Origin of the sequence: Halomonas sp. Bachu 37, from assembly GCF_039691755.1 — a bacterium.
Classification (GTDB): domain Bacteria; phylum Pseudomonadota; class Gammaproteobacteria; order Pseudomonadales; family Halomonadaceae; genus Vreelandella; species Vreelandella kashgarensis.
This window is the reverse complement of record NZ_CP137552.1, coordinates 2,474,131-2,499,794: the sequence shown is the minus strand read 5'-3', so window position 1 is coordinate 2,499,794 and position 25,664 is coordinate 2,474,131. Positions and strand designations below refer to the sequence as shown.

Genomic DNA, 25,664 nt, shown 5'->3' with positions numbered 1-25,664 from the left:
TGTTCGCACAAGGAGCCCTCATGAGCATGAGTGAAACACTGGAACTGGTCTCGGCCAACCGTAGCTTTGGGGGCTGGCACAAGCGTTACCGGCACTATTCCCGGGCGCTGGATTGCGAGATGGTCTTTGCCGTGTATCTGCCACCCCAGGCCGAAGAGCAGCGGGTACCGCTGCTGTGGTGGCTTTCGGGATTGACCTGCACGGACGAAAATTTCATGCAGAAAGCCGGGGCGCATCGTGTGGCCGCCGAGCTGGGTGTCGCCATCGTCTGTCCTGACACCAGCCCTCGGGGTACCGACCTTCCCGGCGAGCATGAAAGCTATGACCTGGGCTCGGGTGCGGGCTTCTACGTCAACGCCACCCAGGCTCCCTGGAAAGCCCACTATCGCATGTACGATTACGTGATCGAAGAGCTGCCGTCGGTGGTGCGTCAGCATTTTCCGGTCAATGGCCGTGAATCGATCAGCGGCCACTCCATGGGCGGACATGGCGCCTTGATTCTGGCCCTGCGCCACCCCGGGCGCTTTCGTTCGGTCTCGGCCTTCTCGCCGGTGGTCAATCCCATCGCCTGCCCTTGGGGCGAAGCGGCATTCACCGCCTACCTGGGAGACGATGTGTCGCGCTGGCGCCAGTATGATGCCTGCGAGCTGGTGGCCAACGGCGCATCACGTCAGCGCCTGTTCATCGACCAGGGGGAGGCCGACCAGTTCCTCGAGGAGCAGCTCAAGCCGGAACGCCTGGAAGCGGTCTGCGAAGCCCACGATCATCCGCTGAGCCTGCGTCGTCAGCCGGGCTATGATCATAGCTACTTCTTCATCGCCTCGTTTATCGAGGACCATTTGCGCTATCATGCGGAGCATCTGTTCAAGCGCTGAAGCCAATGCTGAAACGCTGACACCTCCCTAGTGAAGGAGAACGGCTCTCAATGATTTCCCGTGCGCTGCGTCATCTGGCCCGCGTGTTGTGGCGCTGGCTATGGCGTGGCGCACTGGCGTTTGCGCTGCTGTCCGTGGCGTTGGTATTGCTGTTTCGTGTGGTGCCGCCACCGGGCTCGATGGTGATGGTCGAACGCAAGATACAGAGCTGGATCGATGCCGACCCCATCACGCTGCAATGGCAGTGGCGTAGTTGGGAGGCGATGGCGAGCCATGCCAAGATGGCGGTGATAGCCGCCGAGGATCAGCGGTTTCCCGACCATCGCGGGTTCGATCTGGTGGAGCTCAAGCGAGCCTGGCAGGCCAGCCGGGACGGCGCTCGCCTGCGCGGGGCGAGCACCCTGAGCCAACAGACTGCCAAGAATGTCTTTCTCTGGAGTGGGCGCAGCTGGTTGCGCAAGGGGCTGGAGGCCTGGTTCACCCTGTTGATCGAGACGCTCTGGCCCAAGCAGCGCATTCTGGAGATTTACCTCAACGTAGCCGAATGGGATAGTGGCGTGTTCGGCCTGGAAGCGGCGGCCCAGCACTACTTCGGCGTTTCGGCGGCGGCACTGACCGAGCGCCAGGCCAGCTTGCTGGCGGCCATCCTGCCCAGTCCTCGCACGCGCAGCGCTTCGCGGCCGGATGCGCAGGTGGAAAGGCGTAGCCAGTGGATACGCCAGCAGATGCGCAACCTGGGGGGGGCCGCGTACCTGGAGCGAATCAGTTCACCCTGAGACCATGACGCTTTACATGTTCATGATGGTCAAAGGTACTTTTGCGGGTCGATAGTCGCCAGTGCTTCCAGGTTGGGGCGGGAAAAGTAGAAACCCTGCTGGACGGCGATGCCCAGGTCGACAAGGCAGCGTGACTCCTCTCGGGTTTCCACTCCCTCGGCCACCAGCTTCGTACCCAGATTATCAGCCAGTACCACGACGCTACGCAGAATGGCCTGGCGGCGATGGTCGTTATTACATCCCATCACCAATTCCCGGTCTATCTTGAGCGAGTCGGGCTGAAGGTCCGTCAACAGATCGAGATTGGCGTAGCCGTTACCGAAGTCATCCAGCGAGGTGGAAAAGCCCATCTCCCGATAGCTATCGATAATGCGGCGCAAGTGGCTGCGATCCTGGACGCGCTCGGACTCGGTGATCTCGAAATTCAGACGATTAACCGGCCAACCGACGCGTTGGGCCGTTTCGAGGGTGGCCTGAATGCAGGCGTAAGGCTCATAGACGGCATTGGGCAGGAAGTTGATGGACAAGCTTTCTTGCATCTCCAGACGGCTTGCCAGTTCGATGGCCTTGATCCGGCAGGCTTGATCGAACCGGTACAAGAGATCATCGGTTACTTGCCCCAGAATACTGCCCGCAGACTCACCCTGGGGACCGCGAACCAGTGCTTCGTAATAGACGACATGTTGGGCGGTGACATCGACGATAGGCTGGAATGCCATCGTGAAGGGAAAGGGCGCGGGCGTGTCACAGCGATTGCACCGGCCCGCAACGCGAGCACAATGAGTTTCTGAATGAGTCATACGCATCCTGGCGATTGAACAACAAGAAAGAGGCAAGCAAGATCAAGAGCGGGCCGTGCCTTTATGGATTACCAGCACTACCCCGACGATCGCCACCACCATGCCGACCAGTCCCAGGAGCGGAAGGCGTTCATCGAAGAGCCACCAGGCCTGCAAGGCGGTGACCGGCGGCACGAGATAGAAGAGACTGGCTACCCGTGAGGCTTCACCACGCTTGATCAAGGCCATCAGCAGCAGAATAGCGGCTATCGATAATACCAGCACTAACCAACCTAGCGTCAGGACGAATGTTGGTGTCCACGCCACCTGCCGGGTTTCGAAGAGCAGGGCTCCCGCTCCCAGCAATACGCCGGCGGACATGTACTGGATTGCAGCGCCGGAGAGCAGCGGCATGCTGGTACAGAAGCGCTTCTGGTAAAGGGTTCCCAGGGAGATGCCACCCAGTGCCGCCACGACACACAGCAGCGCACCGAGACCGAATCCCTGAAACAACGATTCGCCAAGCTCCAACTTGCTTCCCAGTACCAGGCTGATGCCTGCCAAACCCAGGGCCAGGCCCAGCCACTGGCGAGGTGTCAGGCGCTCCCCCAGCAAGGGGCCGGCGCAGGCAGCGGTCAGTAGCGGCTGCAATCCTACCAGCAGGGCGGTAAGGCCGGCGGGCATTCCCAGGTAGATTCCGTAGAAGACGCCACCCAGATATGTGCCGTGTACCAGCAATCCGGTAACGCCGATGTGCGCCCATAGACGGATGCCGCGGGGCCATTCGATACGCATGAGCATGACCAGGGGCAAAAGCAGCGCCAAGGTCAGCACAAAGCGAATAAACAGAAAAGTGAAGGGCTCGGCATAGGGCAGGCCGAACTTGGCACCGATGAAACCGGTACTCCACAGGGCCACGAACACTACCGGCATGACGGCAAGGCCGATGGTGGAAGCGGAGGCATGTTTTTCGGCACTGATCATTGCGGCTTTTCCATTGCGGCTAATAAAGAAGTTGGCATACCTGCAATTCCTGCTTTCGTGTTCTTACATTTCGATACATTAAAGTTGGAACCTGAATGGGAGCGAAGCGTCACAGGGGCACATTCATAGCACGTATCGCGAGGTTTACACATGCAACGGATTACCGCTCTGTTTTCAGCCGCTCTGCTCGCCACTGGCCTGATGGCGGCTACCGCCAATGCCCAGGAGACCACTCAGAACTCTGCTCAAGACCCGGCCACTACCCAGCAAGCGGCCCCGGCAGCACAGGATTTCTCTGATCAGGAACTGCAGCAGTTCGCCGATGCCGCTCAGGAAATCGCCGTGATCTCGCAAGAGTACACTGAACGCCTGCATGGTGCGGAAGATGAGTCCACTCAGCAGGAAGTCCGTACCGAGGCTAACGACAAGATGGTCGAAGCCGTGGAAAACAGCGGTCTGGATGTGGATACCTTCAATGCCATCGGTCAGGCTATCCAGCAAGATCCTGAGATGATGCAGCGCGTACAGGGAATGGCTCAGTCCTGATCCAACCTCGTAGCCTATTGCGCACCTGACGGGTGCATACTGCCAGATTTCGTTGAGATAACGAACCTGAGGCAGTCGCAGTTATCATGCTGCCGATAAAGCCGCTCCCAGAAAGGAGCGGCTTTTTGCGTCAAGAGGGCAGGGTCGGCCGATCAAGAAAGGCTTTACGTGCATTTTGCGGCACGCCAGACTAATTGCTGGCAGGCGATACTAGGATATGGGGGCGGTATGGAAACGGAGCTTCTGGAAATATACGAGCATTTGGGCAAGCACCCGCCTTTTGACACGCTCTCGGATGATTTGCTGGAGCTGATTGCCAGCCGGGTGGAAGTTAGTTATTTCAAGGCTGGCACGCCGATACTGGAGTTGGATCAGCCGCTGGGTCATCTGCACTACATACGTAGCGGGGCCGTCGAAGTCTATCGAAGTGGGGGGGAGCTTTATAATCGTCTCGGCGAAGGCGATATCTTCGGCCACTTCAGCTTGCTCCGTAATCACAAGGCTCGTTTTCCCGCCACGGCGATAGAAGATACGCTGATCTACTTCGTTCCCGACGAGGTGTTTCAGCAGCTGTGCGAGGAGGATAACCACTTCGCCGATTTCGTCGAGCTGGAACGGCCGCGCCTGGAGTCCGCCGTAAAGCAGCAACGAAAAGACAACGACATGATGATCACTCGGGTCCGCAAGCTACTGTCGCGTTACCCGGTGATGGTGGAAACGACGACCAGCATCCGAGTAGCGGCACAGCAGGTAACCGAGGCTCAGGCGTCTGCAGTCTTGGTGCTTGAAGAAGCCGACGACGATCCCCGCCGCAGTTTTACCGATAGCGAAGAACGTACCTGGCAGATACGTGGAATTCTGACCGATAGTGATTTCCGAACCCGCGTCGTGGCGCATGGGCTACCGCCCGAGACCCCGGTGGGGGAGGTGATTTCCCAGCGATTGGTTTCGATCCAGTCCGATGAGTCGGTCTACGAAGCCATGCTGACCATGCTGCGCAATAACGTGCAGCACCTGCCGGTACTCTATCGGCGCCGGCCGGTGGGGATCGTGCATCTGTCGGATATCATTCGCTACGAAACCCAAAGCGGGCTCTACCTGGTCGGCAATATTTTCCATCAATCGAGTGTGGAGGGACTGGCCCGTCTGGCGCCGGAGGTACGGCAGGCTTTTGTGCGCATGGTGGAGGAGGGAGCCAACTCCCACATGGTGGGCAGCGCCCTGTCCACGGTAGGGCGCAGTTTTACCCGACGCCTGCTGGAGCTGGCTGAAGAAAAGCTGGGTCCGCCGCCGGTGGCCTACAGCTTCATGGTCAACGGCTCGATGGCGCGTAACGAGCAAACCATCGTTACCGACCAGGATAACGCTCTGGTGCTGGCGGATGATTTCGTCCCCGAGCGCGACGACGAGTATTTTGCCGCCCTGGCCAAATTCGTCAGCGACGGCCTGGATGCTTGCGGCTATACCTATTGCAAGGGTGATGTCATGGCAACCAATCCCAAGTGGCGCCAGCCCTTGCGGGTGTGGAAGTCGTATTTCACCGGCTGGATCGAGCGCCCCACCCCTGAACGCCTGCTGCACAGCTCCATCTTCTTCGATCTGGATAGCCTCTACGGTGAAGAAACGCTTGTCGAGCAGTTGCAGGACCTGATCGTCAACCTGGCGCCTAACAATCCCTTGTTTCTGGCCGCCATGGCACGCAACGCGCTCAACCGCACACCGCCGCTGGGGTTCTTTCGTACTTTCGTAATGGAAAAGGACGGCAAGCACAACAATTCGATCAATATCAAACGGCGAGGAACCGCACCGATGGTGGATCTGATCCGCGTCCACGCCCTGGCCTGCGGGTCGAGTTCACAGAATTCCTTCCAGCGCCTGGATGACATCGCCCAGACACCGCTGTTGGCGATCGGCGTTGCGGACAAGTTGCGGTATGCCTTCGAGTTCATGTGCATGGTGCGTATCCGCCACCAGGCTATCGATCTGCAAGAGGAGCGCCAACCGGACAACAACATCGAGCCGGAAAACGTGGCGGACAGCGAGCGCCATACCCTCAAGGATGCTTTCCAGATACTCAGCAACGCCCAGAAATTTCTCAAGTTTCGTTATCCCCGGCCCACCAACCGGCGAGATGTACGATGACATTGATTCGCCCACGCCGAAAACACTCCCAGGCGGATTGGACGGGATACATGGCCCAGCGGGCTGGCCAGGCCCGCGATCCGGCGGTAGCGCGGTTCTTCGCCACGCCGCCACCTCACCCCGATACGCCTATCGCCGAGGTCCCGCTGGTAGCGCTGGACATGGAAACCACGGGCCTTGACGAGCGCCGGCATGCCATTGTCAGTGTCGGGATCGTCCCCTTCACGCTGGATCGCATCCGGCTGAGCGAACGGCGTTACTGGGTGGTGAATCCACCCCGAGTGCTGGCGGAAAGCTCCATCGCCCATCACCGTATTACCCATTCGGAAATCGCAACGGCACCTGATCTCGACGCGATACTCGACGAGCTGCTGGAGCATCTGGCCGGGCGGATCGTCGTGGTACATTTTCGCAATATCGAAAGGCCGTTTCTCGATGCGGCGGTAAAAGCCCGACGGGGGGACAGCGTGATATTTCCCATGATCGATACCATGTCCCTTGAAGCGCGCCGGTACCGTCAATCGATATGGGCGCGTTTCCAGCGCTGGGTGGGGCGCCCACCGGTGTCGATTCGACTCGATGCCAGCCGGGCACGATACGGCTTGCCGGCGTATCACGGTCACCACGCGCTGATCGATTCCCTGGCCACCGCCGAGCTCTTCCAAGCCCAGATAGCGACGAACTACCAGCCCGATACTCCGCTGCGGGCCTTGTGGTGTTAGGCCAACTCAAGCCTTGTACTGCAACGCCATGCGCAAACGAAAACGGACAGCCGAGGAGGCTGTCCGTTTTTTAGCTGGCTTGTACTAGCTAGATTATTTATTCGCTAGATTATGGACTACCAGCGAATCAGCTACCGCGCGGCTCGCTCATCAATCCTTTGACGATGGCGTAGCAGCCCACCAGCAACACTAGGGTGAAGGGAAGGCCGGTTGTCAGCGCCGCCGTTTGCAACGCGGCGAGGCCGCCGCCTAGCAGCAGGGCGATGGCGAGCGCGCCTTCGATCAGCGCCCAGAAGATACGCTGGGGTTTAGGCGCGTCGACCTTGCCACCGGCGGTGATGGAATCGATTACCAACGAGCCGGAGTCTGACGAGGTCACGAAGAACACAATGACCAGAACAATGCCGACAAAGGAGGTGATGGCCGTCAACGGCAGGTGCTCCAGCATCGTGAAGAGCTGCAGCTCAAGCGCGGCATCCTGCACCTCGGTGATGCCTTGGTTGATGACCTGGTCAATCGCGGTGGTGCCGAAGGCGGTCATCCAGATCACCGAACCCAGGGTGGGCACCACCAGTACGGCGATCAAAAATTCGCGCACGCTGCGGCCACGGCTAACGCGGGCAATAAACATGCCGACGAACGGCGACCATGCGATCCACCAGGCCCAATAAAAGGCTGTCCAGCCCTGTGAGAAATTGGCATCTTCGCGCCCGAACGGCATGGAGAGCGCCGGCAGGTTGACCACATAGGCAATCAGGTTCTCAGCGACACCGGTAGCGATCATTAGTGTCGGCCCCACCAGGATCACGAAAAGCATCAGCAGCAGCGCCAGTGCCATGTTGAGCTGCGAGAGGCGCTGCACGCCTTTATCCACACCCAACATGATGGAACCCAGCGCGATCAAGGTGATACCGAGGATCAGCAGTATCAAGGTGGCGTTGGTGTCGGGAATGCCGAAGAGGTAGTTAAGGCCCGCCGAAGCCTGGGTCGCGCCTAGCCCCAACGAGGTGGTTAGGCCAAACAGAGTGGCGAATACGGCCAGTATATCGATGACATGCCCTGGCCAGCCCCATACGCGCTCACCCAGGATGGGATAAAAAATTGAACGCATGGTGAGCGGCAGGCCCTTGTTAAAGGCGAAGATCGCCAGCGACAGGCCGACAATGGCGTAGGCGCCCCAAGGGTGAAGGCCCCAGTGAAAGATAGTGGCGGCCATGCTCAACGAGACGGCGCCCGCCTGGTCGCCTTCGGCGGCCCCCAGAGGTGCCCAGTCAGTGCGCATACCATCCTCACCGACGCTGATACCGCCCATGGCGGTGCCGTAGTGGCCCAGCGGCTCGGAGACGCCATAAAACATAAGGCCGATGCCCATACCCGCAGCGAATAGCATCGCAAACCAGCCAAGATAGCCAAAGTCCGGTTTGGCATTGGCGCCACCGATGCGTACTTTACCCAACGGCGTAAAGATCAGTACTAAAGCGAGAATGACAAAGACATTGGCACCCAGCAGAAACACCCAGCCAAGCTTGGTGGTCAAAAAGCTGAACATGCTGTTGAAGATCGGCTCCATCTGAGCCTGCATGGCCAACGTGAAAATCACGAACAGTAGGATGACGAGGGAAGAGAACATGAAGACCTTGCCGTGCAGGTCCACGTTGATCCCCATGGGCGAGGCAGTGATATTGTCCTGGCCGATGACATAATCGGTATCGATCAGGTTCGCCGCGCCTTCCGGGGCGGGTATACCTTCCGAAGCAGGAGCCTCGGAAGAGGGTTTATCGTGAGGAGTGTTATCCACAGGTGCTCTCCGTTAGCGTTTAGAAAATACGGCTGCTTGTCCGCTTGGATGCAGTTGCTGGATATCTAGCGCGATGTTTCCGGGGGCCTTACCAGCAGGATCGATGCCTTGGTATGCGATGCGACCTTGCCGCCATGGGAGGGCATTATGGCATCCAGGTGCTTGGGCAAGTGCGTTGCCATGATGACCAGGTCCGCCTGGGTGTCCTCGATGGCCTGGATCAAGTCATCATCGAGGTCGGCGGTCGGGTCGGGAGAGGCGATCATCTTGCTATCCACCGGATGCCCGTGAGCCTCGTGTTGAGCCTGGGCAAAGGCCTGCAGTTTCTGTTCATACTCTTGCGGCGTGCGGGCCACGCTGCCGGGAGTGGTAGCAGTGACTCCCACGTAGCAGATCGACGCCTGGTATTGACCCGCCATGTCGGCGGCTACGTCCAGGGCCGGCTTGATGGCGTCGAGATGGGCCAAATCCACGGGGATCATGATCTTGTTGAACATTGTAGTCTCCTGGTCTTGAGGGCAGGGAGAACGCGGGCCGAAGGCACCCACGTCGCGGACCTTCGGCTGAGATGCTTATCGCCGCTACCCAAACCAATAAAGATTATTCATGGTCGCGCCATTCAGCATGGGTAAACGGGAAGAGAATGCAAGTTTCTCCTCTCGATCAATGGCGTTGCTTACTTGCGCGAGCGCCGCAGCGACTGGGTGAGGCGATCCAGCAGCATCGCTAGGATTACCACCGCGATGCCTGCTTCGAAACCGTCACCGGGACGCAAGCGTTGAATGGCCCGCCAGACTTCGCTGCCCAGCCCGTCGGCCCCGATCATCGCCGCGATCACGACCATGGAGAGTGCCAACATGATGGTCTGGTTGATGCCGGCCATTACGGTGGGCAGTGACATCGGCAACTGTACCTTGAACAGCTTCTGGCTCCGGGTCGCCCCGTAGGCATCGGCGGCTTCGATCAATTCCACCGGTACCTGGCGGATGCCCAGCGTGGTGAAACGAATGGCCGGTGGCATGGAGAAGATTACCGTGGCGAAGATCGCCGACACCGAACCGATGCCGAAGAAGGGTATCGCCGGGATCAGGTAGACGAATGCGGGCATGGTCTGCATGAAGTCCAGCACCGGCATGATGACTCGATAGAGCCGCTCGGAGAGCGCCGCCGCAATGCCGACGGGCAGGGCGATCAACACCGCCACCAGAGTGGCGAACACAACCAGCGTCAGCGTCTCGATCATGGGATCCCATAGATCCAGGTTCCAGATCAACGCCAGGCCCAGGGCGGCGCCAATCGCCAGTCGATGGCTGGCGAGCCACCAGCAGATCCCGACAATGATCAGCAGCAATGCCCAGGGGGGCAGCAGCATCAGCGTCTCGTTGAGCCCCTCGATGCCGGTCTGGGTAAAGCGGGAAATGCCGCGTGTCACGACGGAAAATTCGCTGGTCAGCCAGTCCAGGCCGCCTTCGATCCACTGACCCAGCGGAATGCGCGGGATTTCGATAGCCATCACTGTTCTCCTGCCGCTGTTGTTTCGGCGGTCGGCATTACCTCTGCCCCCTCTGCCGCCTGTGCCAGTTCGTCGAGGACGGCACCCTTGACCACCACGCCAAGCAATCGCCGCTGATCATCGGTCACCGCGATTGGGAAGCCCTTTTCGCTGAACATGGCGAAGAGGTTATGCATCGGTTCTTCCGGCCCCACGACGCGGAAGTCCTGGGTCATGCCATCGGTAATGCTCTCCTTGCCCGACTTGATCAGCGACTTGGCGGCATCGGCCTCGAGCAGGCCGACCAGCGTGCGGTCGCGGCGGGTGACATAGATGGAGTCGATGGCATTCTCATGCATCTTGCGCAAGGCGGTACGTGGCCCGTCGGTATCGCGCACGGTGGTGCGTACCTTGCGCATGGCATTTTCGGCGGTCAGGATACGCGAGCGGTCCACTCCTTCGATGAAACGGCGCACATACTCGTCGGCAGGCTGAGTCAGGATCTCTTCGGGAGTACCGATCTGAACCACCTCGCCGTCCTTGAGCAGGACGATGCGGTCACCGATGCTCAGCGCTTCATCCAGATCGTGGGTGATGAAGATGGTTGTCTTCTTCATCCGCGTCTGCAGTTCCAGCAGTTCCTGCTGCATATCCTTGCGGATAAGCGGATCGAGGGCGGAGAATGCCTCGTCCATGAGCAGAACCGTGGCGTCGTTGGCCAGGGCGCGGGCTAGGCCGACGCGCTGCTGCATGCCGCCGGAAAGCTGGTTGGGATAAGCGTCTTCCCAGCCGTCGAGCCCTACCTGCTTGAGCGAGTTGCGGGCGATCTCTTCACGCTCCTGCTTGGACACCCCGCGTATTTCCAGGCCGAACTCAGCGTTCTTTTGTACCGTGCGATGGGGAAACAGGGCGAAGTTCTGAAATACCATGGAAAAATGACGGCGACGGCACTCCAGAAGGGCTTTCTCGTTCAAGGTCGGAATGTTCTCGCCGTCAATGACGATCTCGCCTTCTGTCGTATCGATCAGGCGATTGAGACAGCGAATCAGCGTCGATTTACCCGAGCCGGATAAACCCATGATCACCAGCAACTCGCCTTCGTAGACATCGAAGTCGATATTGGAGAGGCCCAGGGTCTGCCCCGTCTTCTCTAGAATTTCCGGTCGTTTAAGGCCTTGATCACGTAATTCCAGGGCTTTTTTCGGGTGCTTGCCGAATACCTTGCTCAAGCCGCGCACCTGAATCTTGACGTTTCGTGTCTCGTCCATCGGCGATGCCTTTGTCATGAATAAGTGTCATAAGTGAAATGTGATGAATGAATCGACCTGCCCGAAGTGGTATGCCGCCAGGCAAATTCAGAATGCCATACCCCAGCGTTGACAACGCAAAACCCATGGCGGGATGGCGCTCAGCCAAAAAGACTTTCTAAAAAAGCTCGCTAAAAATACCTTTCATAAAGAAAACAAGAGTATTTTTCGCCAATTGATAAAAAACGATTATACATAAGAGCCCCTCTGCTTGTCTGCCCCACGTGTCGGAATGAGTCGGTCCGGGTGGGTATATCTGGCCCATGTGTCATTTTTCACCATCTTCAAGGCTTGTCGTACCAAGAAATAGACTATATGAGCCATTGGTTGGTCAGATTTAAGTTATTGTATTTATATTGTTTTTAAATTTATTGAAATGTTTGGCACGGAGCGTGAATGTGCTGAGTACATGGACAAAGCGTAATGAAAAGCTGGGAGGCAGAACATGGGTACAACACGTCGCGTCGCTGACATGAAGCGTCAAAAACGAGGATGGGTGTATTCCACTTGTATCATCGCCCTGACGGTTGGCACATTGACATTGACCGGTTGCGGTGATGACGAAGAGCCGCCTGAAGTCGATACGCCGCCGGAAGAGTACGAGCCGACCGAGCCACTCGAACGCGAATCCGAAATGACGGATGACGAGTCGGATCTGCAGATGGAACAAGAGCCGATGGTCAACGAAAACGAAAATGACGCTGAAGTTGGTGTCGGAGAAGAGCCGCTCAATAGAATGCCCGAGCAGGATGGCGACGAATCGGGTTTCGTTGAAGACGAATCGGGTTTTGGTGAAGAAACCGATCCCATGCCGACCGACGATGACGAAGAGCTGAATTAAGAGACAATTCAACGAATTTAGTCTTTGCGCAAGTGTTGAAGGTAAAGAATCAGTCAGGGATGGTATGTCGCCCAAGGAAGGGCACCTAGTGAGAACCTTGTGCAAGGAGGCACGGGTTCAGCGAGACCAGTTACAGAAACCAGGCAAAGGGAAGCGATAGCGTATTGGGCCAAGTGATAACGGGATTGATCACATCGGCAGTGTTAGACATAGGTGATGTCAGATCTTCTAATTGCTAGATGTACAAGCAGTAGCTGAAAGAGAAGGCGGGAGTTGCATAGTTGCGTTCAGGGAGGGGTGTCGATCCCTCGATGCATGTGGCAAAAGCTGTTTGTTCCCTGCGGCCGATCAAGCCACATGTCATCCTTTACCCCGCGCCAGCGGGGTTTTTTTTGCCGGATGTTTGCAGTGGCGTCAGTGCTGGAAAATAGCCGGCAATCGTTGTTCCGGCGCCATTCTACAGCTAGCTTGATGATACGGACCTTTACCAAGGAGCAGGTGATGATGCTATATGCAAGACTCCAGGAAACGCTGAAACATTCCGCGCGCGCCAAGGCAGGTTTGCTGCTGCTTACGACGCTTTTGGCAGGTGCCTTGTTGAGCGGTTGCGGTGCGGATGACCCTCCTCCCGGTGAACCGCAGACGGAAGAGCCCCACGGCCACGGCCCCATGTCCGAGGATGAAGCCGCTCAGGATATGCATGGCGAGGAGGATCTATAGAAATATAGAACACAGAAATACTGGCCGAGCTCAGCTTTCTTCCTCCAGTCGTCGGTACAAGGTGCGACGGGCAATGCCCAGGACCTCGGCCGTTCGGCGCTTATTGCCGCCGGTGGCTTCCAGCACCTTGCGAATATAGCGCTTCTCGACCTCTTCCAGGCTCGGCCAGCGGGCCGGCTGGGGTGGGGCGAGTTGCGTGCCGGGAAGCACTTCGCCCGAGGGAGCCGCGTCTGAGGTTTCATTATCGGCGTCAAGCATGGGCTCGTGGTCGCGCAAGCGTTCCGGCAGGTCGCGGTGGCGCAAGGTACCATCCTCGCTCAATGTCACCGCGCGCATGATGGCATTTTCCAGCTCTCGCACGTTGCCCGGATAGGCGTAATCCAGCAGGACCCGCAAGGCGGAAGGCTCGATGCCGGCAATATGCTTGCCCTGGGCTTCGGCATGCTTGTGGGTCAACGCGGAAATCAACCGTTCGATATCCCCTTCGCGTTCTCGTAAAGGAGGTATACGCAGGGAAAAAGTTTCCAGACGATAGAAGAGATCGCTGCGGAAATTCTCCTGGAGAATCTCCTTTTCCAGATCCCGATGGGTGGCGGCGATGATACGAACATCCACGGCCTCTTCGCGCTCCCCACCCACGGCACGTACGGTTTTCTCCTGCAAGGCGCGCAACAACTTGGCCTGCAGCTTGGGCGGCATCTCGCCGATTTCATCGAGAAATAGACTGCCCCCCCGCGCGGTTTGAAACAGCCCCTTGCGGGATTCGTTGGCGCCGGTAAAGGCGCCTTTCACGTGGCCGAAGAATTCACTTTCCATCAACTCGGCGGGAATGCTGGCGCAGTTGATGGCAATGAATGGGCCGCCATGGCGCGGGCTCTCCTCATGGATGGCGCGAGCCAGCAACTCCTTGCCGGTGCCGCTTTCGCCCAGGACCAGGATCGGCGCATCGCTCTTGGCCAGGCGGGCGGCGTCATGAAACAGTGTCTGCATGGCTTCGCTTGTACCGACGATGCCATGAAAGTGCGTGGCGTCATGCAGGTCCTGCGGTCCCCCTTGGCGACGTTCCAGTACACGGGTCACGGCCTCGCGGATGGCATCCAGGTCCAACGGCTTGGTCAGGAAGTCATCGGCACCCAGCTTGAGGGCGTCTACCGCCTGATCGATGGTGCCGAAGGCGGTGATGACGATAATGCCCATGCTGCTGTCTCCCTCCCGCAGTTTCTGCAGCAGCTCGATTCCGCTGATGCCGGGCAGGCGCACATCGGTAACCATCAGGGCAAAGGTGTTCCGGCCCAGTTGGGCAATGGCGTCTTCGGCACTTTCCACACCGTGGGTCGTGTAGCCGGCGTCCTGTAGTTCTTCTTCTAGAAGCTCGCGAATGGCCGCGTCATCCTCGACAACAAGTATCGGGAGGGAACTGTCCTGGTTGCTCACGCGTTTCATCCTCAAGGTGACTAATCAAAAATCGGCAGGTGTCAGTTCAGCTTAGGCGACACACCGGAACAAGGCAGAATGATTTCGAACCCGGCACCGCCCAAGAGGCTATCGAAAACCCCGATGGTGCCGCCATGGTCGTTGATTATACGGTGGACCATGGAGAGCCCAAGGCCGCTGCCCTTGCCGACAGGTTTGGTGGTGAAAAAGGGATCGAAGACCTGGCTGTGATTGGCCTTGGCAATGCCGGGACCATCGTCTTCCACCCAGATGCGCAGTTCCTCGTCGTGTTGATGGGCGTGTACGCGGATACGCCTGACATTGCCCGCTTGCGCCGCGTTGCTCAAAAGGTTCGTCAATACCTGAACGAGCTGTTGCTTGTTCGCCAATAGCTCGGGGGAGGGCTCGGGAAGGTCCAGTTCCAGGCGAATGCTATGCCGGTCCAGGGTTTCCTCCACCAGGGCGCGGGCATTGTCGATTATGTCGGCCAAGCGTTGCCGGTCCTTTTCGACATTATGTTGGCGCCCAAGGTCCATCAATTGGCGCACGATTTCGACGATCCGCTCCACCTCGCCGCGAATACGACCGAGACGGGCGCGTTCATCGTCGCCGATGACCTCGCGGCGCGACAGGCGCTGCGCCTGGCCGTTGATTACCGTCAATGGAGCGCCAATCTCATGCGCCACGCCAGCGGCAAGCACCCCCAGCTCCGCCAGTTTCTTGGACTTGCGCAGGCGTCTTTCCAGCTCCATTTCCTTGTGCCGCCGCATCTCGATGTCGGCGTCCTTCTCGGCCATGGCGTCCAGCATGCCATTCAATCCCGAGGCCAGGCGACGATATTCCAGCGGGCCTTCGATTTCGGCGCGCTGGCTGCGGTCGCCATCCTCCACCAGCAACATGACACCCAGCAACCGAGTGAGCGGACGTTCGATATAACGGCGAAATCCCCACCAGATGCTGAACACGATCCCGCCGGCGCCAATCACGAACACAAGCGCCGCCGCCAGGCTAATGAAGCCAGTGTAGTTTTCGATGCCGGTATTGAGGCGGTTGACCTGAATCACACCGCGGATGTTGCCTTCGGGTGTGCGCAGGGGGATCAGCGCCGAGTAATAGGTCCATCCTTCTTGGCGGCGGTAGTCACCCATCAACTCGTCGCGTTCTATGACGGCCCGGATTTCCTCGTCACTGAACAGATCCTTGCCGAGCCCGAGTCCGTATATCTCCCGGCCTTGGCGGTCGAATACATAGGCGCCGTAGATGCGATGGAAGGAGAAGGCGGAGTGCAAGGCCTCTTCCAGCGGAGTGGAGCTTTCCCGAGTGACGGCGTAACCCAGGGAGGTGCTCAGTGCGCGGGTAATGATATCGACTTCGGTTTGCAGCTTGGAACGAACGTTGTCCTCCAGCGACTTGATGGCCACCAGGCTGAATACCACCAGCACCACGAAAAGCGGCACGATCACTGTCAGGATAATCAAGTTGCGTAGGCGCATGGCACGTCCGTTTGAAAGCGGTTCCGGTACTGCTGGTCTTGCTCATGTGGTCTTGCTCATGTGGTCTGGGGCATTTGGTCTGGCTCATGGACGACAGCGATGTATCCCGTCGGCCGCTGAAGCCTTGCCTCGCGGGCCGAGAAGCATGCCGGATTCCTTTCACTGTGCAGGAACAAGGCGGTACAGCGAGCCTGAGTCGGCATCCTCGAGCAGATAGATAGCCCCATCCGGACCTTGGCGAACATCGCGAATGCGCCCGGCTTCTCCGTCGAGAATCATCTCGGTCCGCGCGACATCGTCATCTTCGATCACCAAGCGTACCAGTTGTTCACTGCTAAGACCTCCTGCCAGCAGGTTGTTCTCCCAGGCGGGGAAAAGGTCGCTGGTCACCGCGGCCAGGCCTGAAGGGGCAAAACGGCCTTCGTAGACATAGACCGCACCGCGCATGCCGGGCAGCGAATCGACACCGACCGGCTCACGGGTGGAGTAATCCAGCCCCTGGCTGACCTCGGGCCAGCCGTAATTCTCGCCGGGTTGCAACAAGTTGAGTTCATCACCGGTGAGCGGACCATGTTCGCTTGCCCAGGCCCTGCCGTCGGCATCCACTGCCAATCCCTGAATGTTGCGGTTACCCGCGGTAAAGAGAGCATCCTCGGTATCAGCATCGTCGACAAAGGGATTGTCGTCGGGAATGCCGCTCGTGGCGGTAAGGCGAAGGACGCTACCGGCATGGTCGCCCAGGTCCTGGGCACGTGGCGGGTCACCGCGATCGCCGATGGTCATCAATAATGTCTCGTCGGGCAGCCAGGCCAGGCGTGAGCCGTAATGGTGAGTGGGTGAGGAGGCGCGGTTCTGGCGAAACAGCAGCTCCGGCTCACCCAGGGTCAGGCTGCTGTTACTCCCGGCTGTCGCCGTTTCTGTTTCAACACGCACGCGCGACAGGGCAGTGAGTGTGCCGTCCTGCTCCGGCTTGCTCCAGGTGAAGTAGAGCCAATCGTGGGACTCGCCGTCACCGAAGCGTGGGTGCAGGGAGATATCGAGCAATCCGCCCTGGCCCCGGGCACTTACCTCGGGCATGCCTTCCAAGGTGTGTTTCTGCCCATCGGCATCGACCCATACCAGGCGCCCGGCGCGCTCGCTGATCAAAAAGCCATCGCCAACAATGGCGACCGACCACGGCTGCTCCAGATCCTGGACCACGCGCTCCAGGCGCAGGTCAAGATGCCGGGTTTCGATGAGTTGCTCCTGGGACGGTTCCGCTTGGGCCAACACTGCGGAGCTGAACATGACGGGAACGGCCAGCGTCATGGTTATCAAGGCTGAAGTGACGTCGCGCATAAGGACTCCGAATATCACAGAGGGGGTCTTCTAACCCTAGCAAAGCCTGGCTTGAAAGGGGGCGCTTCACACTACATGAGCAGGGCCAGCAGGACGGGAAGATAGACCAGGGCCATTAACGTCGAGCAGAACACCAGGCTTGCGACATAGGCGGGTTCACGGCCCGAACGCTGAGCGAAAAGGTAATTGAAGACCGCGACCGGCATGCTCATCTGCAGGACCAGAATCCCCTGGGCCATCGGCGGCAGACCCAGCCAGCCACCGATGAACCAGGCCGCCGTGGCGGCAAGGGGGATGCGTACCAGGCTGAAGCCGATACCCGAGCGCAGGCTCCTGACCTGAATGCTGGCCAGGGAGACGCCGAGCGTGATCAGCATCAGGGGGACGGTGAAGCCCGACATCAAGTCCACGCTGTTGGCCAGCCACAGCGGCAAGGCGGTGTCGGTCAAAAGCAGGGCCATGGAGATGACGATGGCATAGACGGTCGGGGTCTTCGCCAGTGCCTTGAATGGATTGCCCCGGCTGGCAAGCAACGTGCCCAGGGTGAACTGAAACAGCGACACGGTGACCATGATGGTAATGCCGTAGGCGAAGCCGGCGCTGCCGAAGGCATAAAGCACCACGGGCAAACCCATGTTGCCGGTGTTGGGGTACATCATGGGGGCCAGCAGCACGCGCCAGTCCCGACGCAGCAGGCGAGCGACCACTAGCGTGGCCGCCGCCATGCAGATGATCACCATGGCGGTTGCCAGCATGGTTCGGCCGAATGTTGATGCCTCGATCTGGGCACCGGAAAGCGATGCCAATACCAGGCAGGGGGTACCGATATTGAAGACCAGCCGAGTGACGAAATCGATGGGGTAGGGGTGGCCCAGGCGCACCCAGGTGAATCCCAGGCCGGCACCGGCCAGTACGGGCGCCATGACGGCAAACAGTTCGGCGAGCATGGCGTTTCCTTGGTCGATATGCGCAATGTCGACGCATTGTGATCAATGAGCAATGGCTGATGCAACAGCGCCTTCAGCCGAAGGCGAGATCGTTGCCGGACGGAAGCTGGGTTTCCGCAAGGGAAGCGGGCTTCCATGGGGCGGGGACAGCCTCGCGTAACAGTACCATCAGGGCCGTCACCTTGCGTGGTTGATGACCGAAAGCGTGAAGCGCATTCAACGCCATTGGAGCCGGTGCCCAGCCGGGAAGGCAGCGCTGGAGGCAACCGGGATGGGCATCTTCACGCCGTGCGGCCAACCAGTCGGCCAACACGCCCAGGCCCCGGCCTTGGGCCAGGGCGTCATTGTGCAGGCAGTGCTGGTCCACCTTTAGCCGGGAAATGGGCGGGGAGAAGCGATAACTTCCAAGCTGAGCATGGTTCAGTACCAGTCCGTCGTCCGTCTCGCCGAGCAGATCCACCCATGCGTGGTGAGCCAGCTCACGGGGGTGATCCGGTGTTCCCTCGCGCGCGAAATAATCGGGATGGGCGTAAATACTGCGAGTGAGCCAACCCAGGGTCTCGTGACGCAAGCCGACATCGGGAAATTGGCCCAGCCACAGGGTAACGGCATGGGTGTCGGGGCTCTGGGGAGGAGTATCGCAGGTGCGTACCGTCAGGTTGACGCCGGGGTAGCGGTCCATGAAGCGATACACCACCTCGGAGAGCCAGGAGCGTACCAGACTGCCATGGACATGAACTTCCAGTTCTCCGCTGACCTCGTGACGCAGGGTGTCCAGCGCGCACTGGCTCTGTTCGGCAAGTTCCAGAATCTTGCGACAATAGCCGTGAAACATCTGCCCGGCTTCGGTGGGCAGCAAGCGATTGGCCTGCCGGCGCATCAAGGGCTGGCCCAGACGGGTTTCCAACTGGCTGATGCGTCGGCTCAAGGTGGACTTGGCCAGGCCCAGGTCATGGGCGCTGCGGGTCAGACTACCCGATTCCATGACGGCGGCAAACGCGGCCAGTTCGTCGAGATCATGCATGGTGAGCACGCTGCAATTCGGGACTGAAGAGAGAGGAGTGTGGCATAGATTACTATGAATGAAAATAATTCGCGTTAATGGCTCTGGTCGACATAAAATCACGCCAATCGATACTGAATTAAAAAGCCCCGAACACGGTCGGGGCAATCGAACAGCAAGCGAGCTCAAGATGCGAGCGGGACTAGAACTCGTAGCGAGCGGATAGCCACAGGCGCCGCCCTTCCTCGCTGTTGGCATAGACGTTGCCGAAGCTGGTGCCATCGCCGTAGGCGCGGTAGTCGACAAAGTCCTTGTCGAACAGGTTATAGATCGTGGCGCTGAGGTTCAGGTTATTCGTCACCGCGTAATTGCCGCCCAGGTGGAACAGTGAATAGGCCTTGAAATCGCCCAGGTCATCGAACGAAGGCGCGCCACGTACCCGTTCACGACTGCGATAACGCTCGCTGCGATACTCGGCCGAGAACCAGGTGTCCAGCTTCGCCGTTGTCTGCCAGCGCAAGGTAGCGTTAATGGCGTGTTCGGGGGTATCGGTCAGTGGATCGCCGGCGTCATCGCCGCTTTTCTGCTCGCTGTCGGTGTAGGTGTAGTTGGCATTCAATCGCCATGCTGGGGTGAACTGGTAACCGGTAGCGAGTTCCACCCCCTGGGTGACGGCTTCGTCGATATTGATGTCCTGGCCATACAGGCCGTCGGGAATCAGCGGATCGTTTTCGACCAGGATATCGTTGCCGCTGGCGATCTTGTCGTCGAACTGGTTGTAGAACAGCGTGGCACTGGCGGTAAAGCCTTGCTGGTTATCGTAGTACGCGCCGATCTCGCTGCTGGTGCTGGTTTCCGGCTCAAGGTCGGGGTTGCCGATGGTCAATATCGTACCCTGCCCGGTGACGCCATTGATGCCGTCGTGAAGATCGTTGAGCGAAGGCGTCTTGTAGCCACGGCTGACACCGCCTTTCAACGTCCACTCGGGTGTGGTGTTCCATACCAGATAACCCCGTGGGCTGAACTGGCTGCCGAAGGCGTCGTGATGGTCGTAGCGTCCACCCAGCGTCAGCGCCAGGTCGTCGCGCAGCAGCCATTCGTCTTCCGCAAACAGCGACCACATGGTCTGCTCGAAGGTTTCCCCGGCCAGGCCGTCGTCGAGTTCGGCGTCCCACCACTGCATGCCCAGGGTGGTCATATGATTGGCCAGTGGCATGATGAATTTGCTGTCGAGCACCGTGTTGGTGGTTTCCAGCTCGCGCGGGTCACCGCCGACAATGCTCGGGAAGCCAGCGTAGGCCTCACCCACCGTGCCGGGAATGGTGCGGCCCTTGGTTTCGGTGGTATTGCGCATCAGGCTGGATTCCAGGGTGCCCGTAGCAAAACGGCTGGTATGACCGATGGCAACTTGCTCACGCTCGAAACGCAGTTCATCCGAGTAGCCGGTGGCGCTGCCGGGGTCCGGTGCACAGCTGCGGGTGCGCCCATCCAACGTACCAAGCTGGCACTCGTCGTTATTGTAGCGCTGGCGGTTGACCTCGCCATCGAGCCACAGGTCGTGGCTGTCGGTGGGGGTCCAGGTCAATTTGCCGCCCAGGTTATAGGTATCGCCCTCCACCGGGCTTGGGCCGCGCTGGCTGACCTCTACCGGCTCTCCGTTTTCATCGCTATAGATGAGTTCGGAAGCGTCGCGCTCATAAAACCGGCCGCGCAGCTGCACGCCCAACGTATCTTCAACCAGCGGACCGCTGGTGTAGAGGTTGATCGCGCGTCGGTCACCAAAGTCGCGGTCCTCGTTGAAGGTATTCTGGATACCGACGGAGCCGGTCCATTCGCGATCGATCTTGCGGGTGATGATGTTGATCACACCGCCCATGGCATCGGAGCCGTATAGCGTCGACATCGGCCCACGAATCACCTCGATACGCTCGATACTCGCGACTGGCGGGAAGAAGCTGGTCGAAGTCTCGCCGAACCCGTTGGGTGTCACGCTACCCGCCGGATTCTGACGACGGCCGTCGATCAGGATAAGTGTGTAGTCGCTGGGCATGCCGCGCATGCTGATATTACTTCCGCCGGTTTTACCCACCGAGCCGCCCACATCCACACCCTCTACGTTGCGCAGTGCATCGGCAACGCTGGTGATTCGCTCGCGTTGTAGTTGCTCGCGAGTGACGACCGAAATGCTGGCAGGGGCGTCCACCATGGCCTGCTCAAAGCCGCTGGCCGAGACCACGATATTATCCAGTTGAGCGGTTTCCTGGGCTTGGGCTGCAACGGTGGTGATTGCGAGCGTGACAGCGCTGGCCATGGTGGTACGAATAAAACGAGGCATGTCAGTTCCCTGGGTATCGATAACGGATCGCTAATGACATTGATTTTCAAATGAGATGTGCATTCTAGAAAGAAAAGTTCCCAGTTTCGAGAATGATAAGCGGAACAATTCGTTGCGATTTTCGCAACGGATATGCGAGAGGTTTCAGTGTGGTCGCTCGAAAAGTGTCGTTGCGAGAAATGGAACGGGCTATTCGAGCGAATATTGGTGCAACTGTTTTTGAGAATCGTTATTATCCAGAGAATGTATCGTATCGAGGAAACATCATGTTGGGAACAAGCTTGCGTAGTGGTCTCATCGGCGTGCTATTGAGCGGGTTGGCGATGGGCGTTGCCCAGGCGCGTACGCTGGATACCGCTTATGGCGAAGTGGAAATAGAAGGTACTCCCGAGCGGGTGGTGACGCTTTACGAAGGCGCCCTGGATACTGCGCTGGCGGCGGGTATCACTCCGCTTGGCGCCGTCACCACACGTGGTGGAGACGGGGTGGCCGGTTATATCGAAGCGCACCTGGACGCTGACCGACCTGCCATCATGGGCGTAGTGCGAGAGATCAATATCGAAGCGGTACTGGCCCAGCAACCCGATCTCATCCTGGCGCCACCCAGACTCCCGCAGGAGCAGTTTCAGCTGCTGTCGCGGATTGCCCCCACCGTGGTGCCACCGACACAAGAGACATCGCGTGATGTATGGAAATCGGAAGCGCGCCTTTTTGGCCAGGCGTTGAACCGTGAAAACGAAGTCAATGACGCTATTGTCGAGGTGGAGCAGCGCGGTGAAGAACTGGCGGCGGCGTTGGCCGAGGCCGACGTGGGAGGAGTCGCCTATCTGGTGCGCTGGATGCCCGCCGGCCCGATGGTGATGTCCGAACATATTTTCTCCACCGGCATCATGGCGGCGGCTGGCCTGGACGTCGAAGATGGCGATTTACTCAACGAGGGTGGGATACACAGCGATATTCTGAGCCTGGAAAACCTGTCCCGAGTGGATGGCGACTGGCTGTTTCTCGCGACCCTCAACGCCGATGGCCAGGACGCGTTGGAAACTGCCACGCAGAGCAGCGCCTTCAACCGGCTGAATGTGGTTCAGCAGGATCGAGTGGTACCGGTCGATGGCCAACTCTGGACCAGCGCAAGCGGCCCCTTGGCGGCGCTGGCCATTCTTGATGACATCGAAGCAGCGCTTCTGCCGTGATCAGCATGAGTTTCGCCGCCCGCATGGATGCGCGGGCGGCATTTCTCGTCCTGCTGATGGCATTGGTGGCGATGGCGGGAACCAGTTTATTGATAGGCGCGGGCGAGGTTTCTCCTTCCCGCGCCTTCGCCGTGCTGTGGGGTAGCGCCGACAGTGAAGCCCACTTCGTGGTATGGGAGCTGCGCGGGCCGCGCACCTTGATCGGCATCGCCGTCGGTGTGGCATTAGGTATATCGGGGGCGCTGCTCCAGGCCGTGGCGCGCAACCCCCTGGCCGAGCCAGGGTTGCTGGGTGTCAGCGCCGGAGCCGCTTTCGCGGTAGCGCTGGCACTGGTGCTGGGGGCCAGCGCCGCCACCCTGCGCATTGGCGTGGCCCAGTTGGGTGCGCTGGTGGGCTGCATTTGCGTACTGGGTGTTGTGCGCATGCGCGGGGTAGGCGACGACCCGGTTCGCCTGGTCCTGGCCGGGGCGGCATTTTCGGGATTGCTGGGTTCGCTCTCCGCGCTGCTTCTGCTCTATGATCAGCGTGCCGCCGATGAAATCCGTTTCTGGGTGGTGGGCGGTCTCGCCGGGCGCCGTCTGTCGGATCTCGTGGCGGTATTGCCAAGCCTCCTTGTTGCCGGTGGCGTGATCGCGCTGATTGCGAGACCCTTGGCTGCTCTGGCACTGGGGGAGCGTGTTGCCACTGGCCTTGGCCATCATCCCGCCGTTATTCGCTGGCTGGTGGTGCTGTGTGTGGCGGTGCTGGTGGGCGCGGCAACCGCCATGGCCGGGCCGATCGCCTTTGTGGGCCTGGTGGTGCCATTCGTGGCACGGGCGATCGCCGGCCCCGATATCCGTCGAACGCTGTGGTTCTGCCTGCCGATTGGCCCGCTGATGATTCTCGCCGCCGATATCGTTTCTCGCGTGGTCGTCGCGCCTTCCGAGCTGCCACTGGGTGTGCTCACGGCACTATGCGGCGCCCCGGTGTTGATCGCGGTGGTCCGTGCCAAGCGGTTGCCGATGCTATGAGTCAATCGATGAAAACGACGACCTATCCACTGTCTCGCGAGACGAGCATGCATGAGCTTGGCGACCGGGTGATAGCGCCTGACGGATACTGGCGTTTGGGCTGGCGGCGCCGGGGCCAAGCTTACAGTGTGCTGCTGGAACAGCGCGCCGTCATGGTCGGCGGCGGCCTGATGCTTGCTCTGTTGGCCGCCGGCTTGGCTTATTTGAGCCTGGGCAGCACGCTGCTCGCCCCGAGCGAGGCGGTTCTGGCGCTGTTTGGCCGGGGTGAAATGATGGCGACTTTCATGGTGCAGGAGCTGCGTTTGCCCCGCTTGACCGCCGCCTGCCTGACAGGTGCGGCTTTTGCCTTGGCCGGGATACTGATGCAGACCCTGGCCCGCAACCGGCTGGCCACGCCGGGCATCATCGGGATCGATAACGGCGCGACGGCGTTTGCCGTTGCCTCGATAGTGGGGATGGGCGTTTCGATTGCGCCTCCCGCCATGGCGCTGGCCGGCGCGACCACTGCCGCCGTGCTGACGTTCGGGCTGGCGGCGGGCAGCGGAACCCATGGTTACCGCTTTATTGTTGCGGGCATCGGCGTGGGCGCGGTGTTCGGGGCGATTACTCAACTACTGCTGGCACGGGTGGCGATCGATGCCGCCAACGCCGCTTATCCGTGGACGGTGGGCACCTTGAACGCTCGCGCCAGTGGCGCGATGCAACTGCTGACGGTCGGGCTCACGCTTGGCGTTATCGCCGCCCTGGCGCTAGCGCGTTCGCTGGCGCTTTTGCGTTTCAAGGATGCCACCGCCAGCGGCTTGGGTATCGTGGTCAAGGTGCGGCGCTTTCAGGTGCTGATGCTTTCGGTCGTGTTGACGGCTTTAGCGGTAGCCGTGGCGGGGCCGGTGGGCATGGTGGGGCTGATCGGCCCCGAGATTGCCCGTGCGCTGTCGTCTTCGCGGGGTGTACCGGTCATCTCCTCGGCCTTGGCTGGAGCGTTAGTGATGGTGCTGGCAGATCTGGCCGGGCGCACACTGCTGGCGCCCATCGAAATACCGGTGGGTATCGTCACCGCCGTGTTAGGCGGCCCCTGGCTGTTATGGATACTAATGCGCGCCAACCGGAGCTCCCCATGAAGCAACATGCCACGCCGACACTGCATACCCAGGCGCTGAGCCTGAATTACGGCTCGCGACAGGTCATCGATGGCTTGAATGTGGTCCTGCCCAGCGGCCAGGTCACCGCCATTGTCGGCCCCAACGGCTGTGGTAAATCCACGCTACTGGCCGGGCTCGCTCGCCTGCACAAGCCTGAACACGGGGCGGTACTATTGGATGGCGCCGACATTCAGCGCCTGCCCGCGCGTGAATTGGCGACCCAACTGGCGCTGTTGCCCCAGGAGGCCGTGGCGCCGGAAGGACTGACCGTCACCGAACTGATCCGCTTCGGCCGCCAGCCGCATCAGGGATGGCTGCGCCAGTGGTCGGCGGAGGATCAGCGCGTCGTCCAGCACGCCCTGGCCGCGGCGGGGCTGGAGCAACTGGCCGATAGGCCGCTCGAAGCGCTTTCCGGTGGCCAGCGCCAGCGTGCCTGGATCGCCATGACCATTGCCCAGCAAACCCCGCTTCTGCTGCTGGATGAACCCACCTCGGCGCTGGATCTCGGCCACCAGATCGAAGTATTCGAGCTGGTGAAACGCCTCGCCCATCACGGCCGTACCGTGGTGATGGTGCTGCACGACCTGGCCAGCGCCTGCCGCTATGCCGACCACTTGATCGCCATGCGCGAAGGGCAGATCATCGCCGAAGGCCCGCCGGCAACGGTGGTGACGTCCGACCTGGTGCGCACGCTCTATCAGGTGGAATGTACACTGCTGACCGACCCGGACACCGGAAGCCCGCTGCTTGCCAACGTCAGGCGCGCGGCTCAGACTGGCTGATCGATTTA

The 25,664-nt window shown here is 59.8% G+C and carries 23 protein-coding genes; 11 read left to right on the top strand and 12 right to left on the bottom strand.

Translation table 11 applies throughout. The features are described from left to right. Positions 1-20 precede the first annotated feature (20 nt). Positions 21-875, top strand: coding sequence for an S-formylglutathione hydrolase (fghA, locus tag R5M92_RS11550; protein WP_346796087.1), 855 nt, complete (start codon positions 21-23; stop codon positions 873-875). A 50-nt stretch (positions 876-925) separates the two neighbouring features. Next, entirely contained in the window at positions 926-1,651 is a 726-nt protein-coding gene (gene mtgA / locus R5M92_RS11545; RefSeq protein WP_346796086.1) for a monofunctional biosynthetic peptidoglycan transglycosylase, read from the top strand. Between the two features lie 29 nt (positions 1,652-1,680). Here mtgA and R5M92_RS11540 read toward each other — a convergent pair whose 3' ends face one another. Both R5M92_RS11540 and R5M92_RS11535 read right to left on the bottom strand, forming a co-directional pair. Then, entirely contained in the window at positions 1,681-2,370 is a 690-nt protein-coding gene (locus R5M92_RS11540) for an EAL domain-containing protein (protein ID WP_346799355.1), read from the bottom strand. Positions 2,371-2,493: 123 nt separating this feature from the next. Next, on the bottom strand, positions 2,494-3,414 hold the full coding sequence (locus R5M92_RS11535; RefSeq protein ID WP_346796085.1) for a DMT family transporter: 921 nt from the start codon (positions 3,412-3,414) through the stop codon (positions 2,494-2,496). Positions 3,415-3,564: 150 nt separating this feature from the next. On the opposite strand from R5M92_RS11535, the gene R5M92_RS11530 reads away from it, so the two are divergent. The 3 genes from R5M92_RS11530 (at position 3,565) to R5M92_RS11520 (ending at position 6,824) form a co-directional block, all read left to right on the top strand. Then, positions 3,565-3,960, top strand: a complete 396-nt coding sequence (locus R5M92_RS11530) for a DUF4168 domain-containing protein (protein ID WP_346796084.1) — start codon at positions 3,565-3,567, stop codon at positions 3,958-3,960. Between the two features lie 228 nt (positions 3,961-4,188). Beyond that, entirely contained in the window at positions 4,189-6,102 is a 1,914-nt protein-coding gene (locus tag R5M92_RS11525; RefSeq protein ID WP_346796083.1) for a DUF294 nucleotidyltransferase-like domain-containing protein, read from the top strand. Beyond that, complete coding sequence (locus R5M92_RS11520; RefSeq protein WP_346796082.1) at positions 6,099-6,824, top strand: 3'-5' exonuclease; 726 nt, start codon at positions 6,099-6,101, stop codon at positions 6,822-6,824. The genes R5M92_RS11525 and R5M92_RS11520 overlap by 4 nt, the downstream gene beginning before the upstream one ends. A 127-nt stretch (positions 6,825-6,951) precedes the next feature. On the opposite strand, the gene R5M92_RS11515 is transcribed toward R5M92_RS11520, so the two are convergent. From R5M92_RS11515 to R5M92_RS11500, 4 genes are all read right to left on the bottom strand, one after another. Further along, positions 6,952-8,622 carry a BCCT family transporter gene (locus R5M92_RS11515; RefSeq protein ID WP_346796081.1) on the bottom strand — a complete coding sequence of 557 codons (1,671 nt, stop codon included), beginning with the start codon at positions 8,620-8,622 and terminating at the stop codon, positions 6,952-6,954. A gap of 65 nt (positions 8,623-8,687) precedes the next feature. Beyond that, the gene (locus R5M92_RS11510) at positions 8,688-9,119 is read right to left on the bottom strand and encodes a universal stress protein (RefSeq protein ID WP_346796080.1); all 432 of its coding nucleotides are present in this window, start codon (positions 9,117-9,119) and stop codon (positions 8,688-8,690) included. 179 nt (positions 9,120-9,298) lie between these two features. After that, a complete protein-coding gene (locus R5M92_RS11505) occupies positions 9,299-10,129 on the bottom strand; it encodes a proline/glycine betaine ABC transporter permease (RefSeq protein WP_346799353.1) in 831 nt (276 codons plus the stop codon). 5 nt (positions 10,130-10,134) lie between these two features. Then, entirely contained in the window at positions 10,135-11,382 is a 1,248-nt protein-coding gene (locus R5M92_RS11500) for a glycine betaine/L-proline ABC transporter ATP-binding protein (RefSeq protein ID WP_346799351.1), read from the bottom strand. Positions 11,383-11,866: 484 nt separating this feature from the next. Here R5M92_RS11500 and R5M92_RS11495 point away from each other — a divergent pair, with 484 nt between their 5' ends. Both R5M92_RS11495 and R5M92_RS11490 read left to right on the top strand, forming a co-directional pair. Further along, positions 11,867-12,262 carry a hypothetical protein gene (locus R5M92_RS11495; protein WP_346796079.1) on the top strand — a complete coding sequence of 132 codons (396 nt, stop codon included), beginning with the start codon at positions 11,867-11,869 and terminating at the stop codon, positions 12,260-12,262. A gap of 501 nt (positions 12,263-12,763) precedes the next feature. Then, positions 12,764-12,982 carry a hypothetical protein gene (locus R5M92_RS11490; RefSeq protein ID WP_346796078.1) on the top strand — a complete coding sequence of 73 codons (219 nt, stop codon included), beginning with the start codon at positions 12,764-12,766 and terminating at the stop codon, positions 12,980-12,982. A 30-nt stretch (positions 12,983-13,012) separates the two neighbouring features. On the opposite strand, the gene R5M92_RS11485 is transcribed toward R5M92_RS11490, so the two are convergent. From R5M92_RS11485 to R5M92_RS11460, 6 genes are all read right to left on the bottom strand, one after another. Next, positions 13,013-14,416 (bottom strand): sigma-54 dependent transcriptional regulator, encoded by a 1,404-nt coding sequence (locus R5M92_RS11485; RefSeq protein WP_346796077.1) that lies wholly within the window; start codon positions 14,414-14,416, stop codon positions 13,013-13,015. A 41-nt stretch (positions 14,417-14,457) separates the two neighbouring features. Continuing rightward, positions 14,458-15,909 carry a sensor histidine kinase gene (locus R5M92_RS11480; RefSeq protein WP_346796076.1) on the bottom strand — a complete coding sequence of 484 codons (1,452 nt, stop codon included), beginning with the start codon at positions 15,907-15,909 and terminating at the stop codon, positions 14,458-14,460. A 159-nt stretch (positions 15,910-16,068) separates the two neighbouring features. Then, on the bottom strand, positions 16,069-17,247 hold the full coding sequence (locus R5M92_RS11475) for a PQQ-dependent sugar dehydrogenase (RefSeq protein WP_346796075.1): 1,179 nt from the start codon (positions 17,245-17,247) through the stop codon (positions 16,069-16,071). Between the two features lie 71 nt (positions 17,248-17,318). Further along, on the bottom strand, positions 17,319-18,194 hold the full coding sequence (locus R5M92_RS11470; protein WP_346796074.1) for an AEC family transporter: 876 nt from the start codon (positions 18,192-18,194) through the stop codon (positions 17,319-17,321). A 73-nt stretch (positions 18,195-18,267) separates the two neighbouring features. Next, on the bottom strand, positions 18,268-19,218 hold the full coding sequence (locus tag R5M92_RS11465; RefSeq protein WP_346796073.1) for a LysR family transcriptional regulator: 951 nt from the start codon (positions 19,216-19,218) through the stop codon (positions 18,268-18,270). A 181-nt stretch (positions 19,219-19,399) separates the two neighbouring features. Beyond that, positions 19,400-21,532 carry a TonB-dependent receptor domain-containing protein gene (locus R5M92_RS11460; RefSeq protein WP_346796072.1) on the bottom strand — a complete coding sequence of 711 codons (2,133 nt, stop codon included), beginning with the start codon at positions 21,530-21,532 and terminating at the stop codon, positions 19,400-19,402. Positions 21,533-21,798: 266 nt separating this feature from the next. Between R5M92_RS11460 and R5M92_RS11455 the strand changes: the two genes are divergently transcribed. From R5M92_RS11455 to R5M92_RS11440, 4 genes are read left to right on the top strand one after another with little or no spacing between them, the layout of a single operon-like run. Then, complete coding sequence (locus R5M92_RS11455) at positions 21,799-22,725, top strand: ABC transporter substrate-binding protein (RefSeq protein WP_346796071.1); 927 nt, start codon at positions 21,799-21,801, stop codon at positions 22,723-22,725. A 5-nt stretch (positions 22,726-22,730) separates the two neighbouring features. Next, entirely contained in the window at positions 22,731-23,735 is a 1,005-nt protein-coding gene (locus R5M92_RS11450) for an iron ABC transporter permease (protein ID WP_346796070.1), read from the top strand. 8 nt (positions 23,736-23,743) lie between these two features. Continuing rightward, entirely contained in the window at positions 23,744-24,853 is a 1,110-nt protein-coding gene (locus R5M92_RS11445) for a FecCD family ABC transporter permease (RefSeq protein WP_417338800.1), read from the top strand. After that, positions 24,850-25,656: an ABC transporter ATP-binding protein gene (locus R5M92_RS11440; protein ID WP_346796069.1), complete on the top strand. Its 807-nt coding sequence runs from the start codon at positions 24,850-24,852 to the stop codon at positions 25,654-25,656. The genes R5M92_RS11445 and R5M92_RS11440 overlap by 4 nt, the downstream gene beginning before the upstream one ends. Positions 25,657-25,664: the final 8 nt, after the last annotated feature.

Bases quoted from the DNA above. Each gene is read 5' to 3' on its own strand.
- fghA (WP_346796087.1), top strand. From the start codon at position 21: ATGAGCATGAGTGAAACACTGGAACTGGTCTCGGCCAACCGTAGCTTT.
- mtgA (WP_346796086.1), top strand. From the start codon at position 926: ATGATTTCCCGTGCGCTGCGTCATCTGGCCCGCGTGTTGTGGCGCTGG.
- R5M92_RS11540 (WP_346799355.1), bottom strand. From the start codon at position 2,370: ATGGCATTCCAGCCTATCGTCGATGTCACCGCCCAACATGTCGTCTAT.
- R5M92_RS11535 (WP_346796085.1), bottom strand. From the start codon at position 3,414: ATGATCAGTGCCGAAAAACATGCCTCCGCTTCCACCATCGGCCTTGCC.
- R5M92_RS11530 (WP_346796084.1), top strand. From the start codon at position 3,565: ATGCAACGGATTACCGCTCTGTTTTCAGCCGCTCTGCTCGCCACTGGC.
- R5M92_RS11525 (WP_346796083.1), top strand. From the start codon at position 4,189: ATGGAAACGGAGCTTCTGGAAATATACGAGCATTTGGGCAAGCACCCG.
- R5M92_RS11520 (WP_346796082.1), top strand. From the start codon at position 6,099: ATGACATTGATTCGCCCACGCCGAAAACACTCCCAGGCGGATTGGACG.
- R5M92_RS11510 (WP_346796080.1), bottom strand. From the start codon at position 9,119: ATGTTCAACAAGATCATGATCCCCGTGGATTTGGCCCATCTCGACGCC.
- R5M92_RS11500 (WP_346799351.1), bottom strand. From the start codon at position 11,382: ATGGACGAGACACGAAACGTCAAGATTCAGGTGCGCGGCTTGAGCAAG.
- R5M92_RS11495 (WP_346796079.1), top strand. From the start codon at position 11,867: ATGGGTACAACACGTCGCGTCGCTGACATGAAGCGTCAAAAACGAGGA.
- R5M92_RS11490 (WP_346796078.1), top strand. From the start codon at position 12,764: ATGATGCTATATGCAAGACTCCAGGAAACGCTGAAACATTCCGCGCGC.
- R5M92_RS11480 (WP_346796076.1), bottom strand. From the start codon at position 15,909: ATGCGCCTACGCAACTTGATTATCCTGACAGTGATCGTGCCGCTTTTC.
- R5M92_RS11475 (WP_346796075.1), bottom strand. From the start codon at position 17,247: ATGCGCGACGTCACTTCAGCCTTGATAACCATGACGCTGGCCGTTCCC.
- R5M92_RS11470 (WP_346796074.1), bottom strand. From the start codon at position 18,194: ATGCTCGCCGAACTGTTTGCCGTCATGGCGCCCGTACTGGCCGGTGCC.
- R5M92_RS11465 (WP_346796073.1), bottom strand. From the start codon at position 19,218: ATGCATGATCTCGACGAACTGGCCGCGTTTGCCGCCGTCATGGAATCG.
- R5M92_RS11460 (WP_346796072.1), bottom strand. From the start codon at position 21,532: ATGCCTCGTTTTATTCGTACCACCATGGCCAGCGCTGTCACGCTCGCA.
- R5M92_RS11455 (WP_346796071.1), top strand. From the start codon at position 21,799: ATGTTGGGAACAAGCTTGCGTAGTGGTCTCATCGGCGTGCTATTGAGC.
- R5M92_RS11450 (WP_346796070.1), top strand. From the start codon at position 22,731: ATGAGTTTCGCCGCCCGCATGGATGCGCGGGCGGCATTTCTCGTCCTG.
- R5M92_RS11445 (WP_417338800.1), top strand. From the start codon at position 23,744: ATGAAAACGACGACCTATCCACTGTCTCGCGAGACGAGCATGCATGAG.
- R5M92_RS11440 (WP_346796069.1), top strand. From the start codon at position 24,850: ATGAAGCAACATGCCACGCCGACACTGCATACCCAGGCGCTGAGCCTG.